Source organism: Stenotrophomonas sp. STEN029, from assembly GCF_056760015.1.
In genome coordinates this window covers 1-4,384 of the sequence record NZ_JBRREC010000157.1, presented here as the reverse complement: position 1 = coordinate 4,384, position 4,384 = coordinate 1, and the positions used below count along the sequence as shown (strand labels likewise).

The 4,384-nt window shown below is 65.5% G+C and carries 4 protein-coding genes; 2 read left to right on the top strand and 2 right to left on the bottom strand.

The annotated features are described in order from the left end of the window. Positions 1–181 precede the first annotated feature (181 nt). A complete protein-coding gene (locus ACVOLI_RS20185) occupies positions 182–787 on the bottom strand; it encodes a DUF937 domain-containing protein (RefSeq protein ID WP_481615747.1) in 606 nt (201 codons plus the stop codon). A 156-nt stretch (positions 788–943) separates the two neighbouring features. Continuing rightward, on the bottom strand, positions 944–2,590 hold the full coding sequence (locus tag ACVOLI_RS20180) for a catalase (RefSeq protein WP_481615746.1): 1,647 nt from the start codon (positions 2,588–2,590) through the stop codon (positions 944–946). Positions 2,591–2,794: 204 nt separating this feature from the next. Here ACVOLI_RS20180 and ACVOLI_RS20175 point away from each other — a divergent pair, with 204 nt between their 5' ends. Beyond that, positions 2,795–3,481, top strand: coding sequence for a helix-turn-helix transcriptional regulator (locus tag ACVOLI_RS20175; protein ID WP_481615745.1), 687 nt, complete (start codon positions 2,795–2,797; stop codon positions 3,479–3,481). 73 nt (positions 3,482–3,554) lie between these two features. Then, the gene (locus ACVOLI_RS20170) at positions 3,555–4,178 is read left to right on the top strand and encodes a glutathione S-transferase family protein (protein WP_481615744.1); all 624 of its coding nucleotides are present in this window, start codon (positions 3,555–3,557) and stop codon (positions 4,176–4,178) included. Positions 4,179–4,384 lie beyond the last annotated feature (206 nt).

The window sequence follows — 4,384 nt, the reverse complement described above, 5'->3', positions numbered from 1 at the left end:
GGGCCCATTGCCGAGCATGGATCGGCACTACAGGTCTGGTATTGCCGGTAGAGCCCCTGCCGAGCATGGCTCGGCACTACAGGTCTGGTATTGCCGGTAGAGCCCCTTGCCGAGCATGGCTCGGCACTACCGAAACAAAAACGCCACCTTGCGGTGGCGTCTTCGATCAACCTCAACCGGCTCAGCGCTTGCCGCTGCCCAGCAAGCCGCTGCCCAGCCTGATCAGGTCGCTGACGCCGAACTGGCCGTCGCCGTCCTGGTCCAGCACGCTGCCCAGCAGGCCGCCGCCGATACCGCCAGCCTGCGTCACCTGCTGCTTTTCCTGGCCCAGGATCTGCGCCAGCCCACCAGCGCTGGCCTGGCCGCCGCTGCTCATACGCTGGGCGATGAAGGCCATCACGATCGGGGCGAGGATCTTCAGCAGCTGGCTGGAGCTGCTCGGGCTCAGGCCGGTGGCCTGGGCCAGGCCGGTCTCTGCACGGTCCTGGCTGCCGCCGAAGATGTGGCCGAGGATGCCAGCGCCGTTGGCTGCCGGGCTGTTGCCGCCGCCCATCACTGCGCCCAGCACGCTGCCGATGTCCAGGCCGCTGTGGTTGTTCTGCAACGCGCCAAACAGGGCTTCGGCGCCCTGCGGCTTGGCCGCGTTGTTGCCCAGTGCGCCCATCAGCAACGGCAACGCGGCACTGATCGCGCCCGAGGCTTGCTGACTGTCGATGCCCAACTGCTGCGAAACCTGTTGCAGCGGCGCGCCCTGCAATTGGGAGAGGAGATCGTCGGTCAGGCTCATCGGGGAATCCTTGAAGGGTGGGTTGTCCAGCGGCATGGTAACCCCCGCAAGGGTGCGTAAGTGAAGAGGCCAACGACGTGTTGGGTTGTGGGTAGAAACAGCACCGCCCGCGCAGGGCGGGCGGTGCTGTTTCATCGTTGGACCAGCGGGCCGGGCTTACAGCTCGATGTCCTCGGCGCCCGGGGTGGCGGTCGGGAAATCGCTGCCTGGGTGCGGCGGCGGTGCGAACGGGTCGGCCGGAGCGGCTGCCGCAGCCAACTTCTGCAGGGCGGCGGCGATGCCTGCACCGTAAGCCGGGTCGGCCTTGTTGCAGTTGTCGATGTGGCGCTGCTTGATGAAGTCCGGCGCATCACCCAGGGCGCGTGCGGTGTTCTCGAACAGACGCTGCTGCTGAGCGGCGTTGTAGCTGCGGAACAGGGCACCGGGCTGGCTGAAGTAGTCGTTGTCGTCTTCGCGGAAGTTCCAGAAGTCGGCATCGCCACGGATCTTCAGCGCCGGCTCGCGGTACTGCGGCTGCTCCTGCCATTGGCCGTAGCTGTTGGGCTCGTAATGCGGCAGGCCGCCGTAGTTGCCGTCCACACGCATGGCGCCATCGCGCTGGTTGCTGAAGACCGGGCAGCGAGCGGCGTTGACCGGGATCTGGTGGTGGTTGACGCCCAGCCGGTAACGCTGCGCATCGGTGTAGGCGAACAGGCGGGCCTGCAACATCTTGTCCGGCGACGGGCCGATGCCCGGTACCAGGTTGCTCGGGGCGAAAGCCGACTGCTCCACGTCCTGGTACCAGTTGACCGGGTTGCGGTTGAGTTCGAACTCGCCGACTTCGATCAGCGGGTAATCGCTCTTCGGCCAGACCTTGGTCAGGTCGAACGGATGGATGCGGTAGGTCTCTGCTTCCAGTTCCGGCATGACCTGCACGAACAGCTTCCATTTCGGGAACTCACCACGCTCGATCGCCTGGAACAGATCGCGGCCGTGGCTTTCGCGGTCCTTGCCGACCAACACTTCGGCCTGCGCATCGGTCAGCGCCTGCACGCCCTGCTGGGTGACGAAGTGGAACTTCACCCAGAAGCGCTCGCCGCCTTCATTGGTGAAGCTGTAGGTGTGCGAACCGAAGCCGTTCATGTGGCGGAAGCTGCGCGGGATGCCGCGGTCGCTCATCACCACGGTGACCTGCATCAGTGCCTCCGGCAGCAGGGTCCAGAAGTCCCAGTTGTTGCGGGCGCTGCGCAGGTTGGTATGCGGGTCGCGCTTGACCGCCTTGTTGAGGTCGCCGAACTTGCGCGGGTCGCGCAGGAAGAACACCGGGGTGTTGTTGCCGACCAGGTCCCAGTTGCCTTCCTCGGTGTAGAACTTCAGTGCAAAGCCACGGATGTCGCGCTCGGCATCGGCTGCGCCGCGCTCACCGGCCACGGTGGTGAAACGGGCGAACATCTCGGTCTGCTTGCCCACGGCCGAGAACAGCTTGGCGCGGGTGTACTTGCTGATGTCATGGGTGACGGTGAACGTGCCGAATGCGCCCGAGCCCTTGGCATGCATGCGGCGCTCGGGAATGATCTCGCGATTGAGGTTGGCGAGCTTTTCAAGCAGCCATACATCTTCCATCAGCAACGGGCCGCGCGGGCCTGCGGTCTTGCTGTTCTGGTTGTCCACCACCGGCGCGCCGAAGGCGGTGGTCAGCGGCGTCACCGGTGCGTCGCCATGTTGCTGCTTGGGTGTAGTGCTGGTGTCACGCTGCGACTGCGCGGCCTGCTCGAGGGAGGGGGCGCTGTGGTACGGACAGGTCGGCTTGGTGTCATTGCTCATGGCTGGCTCCTGCTGGCGTTGGGGTAGTTCTTGCACCGACTGTAACCACCGACGTGTTAAATGAATAATCAAATGAACTGCTCGCTCTGATAGGGCTTACCTATTGCTCAGCTAGCCGGGATAAATGCGCTCTGTTGATACCGCAGGCTCAATGCGCTGGCCGTCAGCCGTTATGCTGGGCAGCTGCCTGTGCCGGAACCCCCAATGAGCCAACGCGCTGCCCGATTGCTGCACCTGCTGGATGAATTGCGGCGGCGCCGCACGCCGGTGCGCGGTGCCGAACTGGCGCAGCGCCTGGAGGTGAGCCTGCGCACCGTGTACCGGGACATCGATGCCTTGCGCGCGCAGGGCGCCGATATCGCCGGTGATCCGGGCATCGGCTACCAGTTGCGGCCGGGTTTCCTGTTGCCACCGATGATGTTCTCCGCCGAGGAACTCGAAGCGGTATTGCTGGGCGCGCGCTGGGTAGCCTCACATGGCGACCCGGAGCTGGCGGCTGCGGCCGACACCGCATTGCAGCGTGTCATTGGCGTACTGCCCGAAACGCTGCGCCTGCAGGTCGAAACCAGCGGGCTGTTCGCACCGCACTGGCACGCGGTGCCACCGGAGCCGTGGCTGCCGGCCTTGCGCCGTGCCATCCGCGACGGCAATGCCGTGCGCATCCGGTACCGCGACGTCGAGGGCAGGGTCAGCGAGCGCATGATCTGGCCGTTCGCGATGGCCTTCATGGCCGATGTGCGCATGCTGGCCGCGTGGTGCGAAATGCGTGGTGATTTCCGCCACTTTCGTGCCGACCGTTTGCTGGCACTGGAAGACACCGCGCAGCGCTATCCAGCGCAACGTCATCAGTTGTTGAAGCGTTGGCGTGCGCAATGCATGACGGATACATGATGCGTCACTACTGACAGCTGCTGTCAGTAGCCCCTGCGCACACTGTCGGCTCCTTACAACGCAGGTGCCTGACATGACCGATACGCTTACCTTCTACAGCCATCCACATTCGCGCGGCCGCATTACCCGTTGGATGCTGGAAGAAACCGGTCTGCGCTACGACGCGGTGATGCTGGAGTACGGCACCAGCATGAAGTCGGCGCAGTATCTGGCAATCAATCCAATGGGCAAGGTGCCCGCCTTGGTGCAGGGGACAACGGCAATCACCGAGAACGCCGCGATCTGCCTGCACCTGGCCGATCTTGCACCAGCGAAGGCCTTGCTGCCGCCAGTCGGCAGCGCCGAGCGCGGCGAATGCTACCGCTGGGTATTGTTTGCGGCCGGGCCGCTGGAAGCCTTCGTCACCGATCGTCGTCATGGTGGCCTGGCACCGCCGATGGAGGCTGGCTACGGTACCGCCGAGGATCTGCTGCATACGCTGGAAACAGCGGTTGCCGGCAAGCGCTATCTGGTGGGGGACAGCTTCACCGTCGCCGATCTGTATATGGCGTCGTTCCTGAGCTACTACATCCGCGTGGGTGAGCTTGAGGCCAAGCCGGCGTTCACCGACTACTGCGCTGAGCACCTGCAACGGCCGGCGTCGGTGCGGGCGGGGCAACTGGATGATGCGCTGGTCGCGCCTGTGGGAGCGGCGTAAGCCGCGAGGCTTGGATTGCTCGAAAGGCGGAAAGAGCCGACCCCTCCCCAACCCTCCCCTTTGCTTCGCAAAAGGGAGGGAGTAGGAGCCGTAGTGGGGGGGGGGGGGGGGGGGGGGGGGGGGGGGGGGGGGGGGGGGGGAGCAGCGGGGCCGCGGGGCGGGCGCCGGGGGGGGGGGGGGGGGCGAGCACAGCGAGGCGGCGGCGG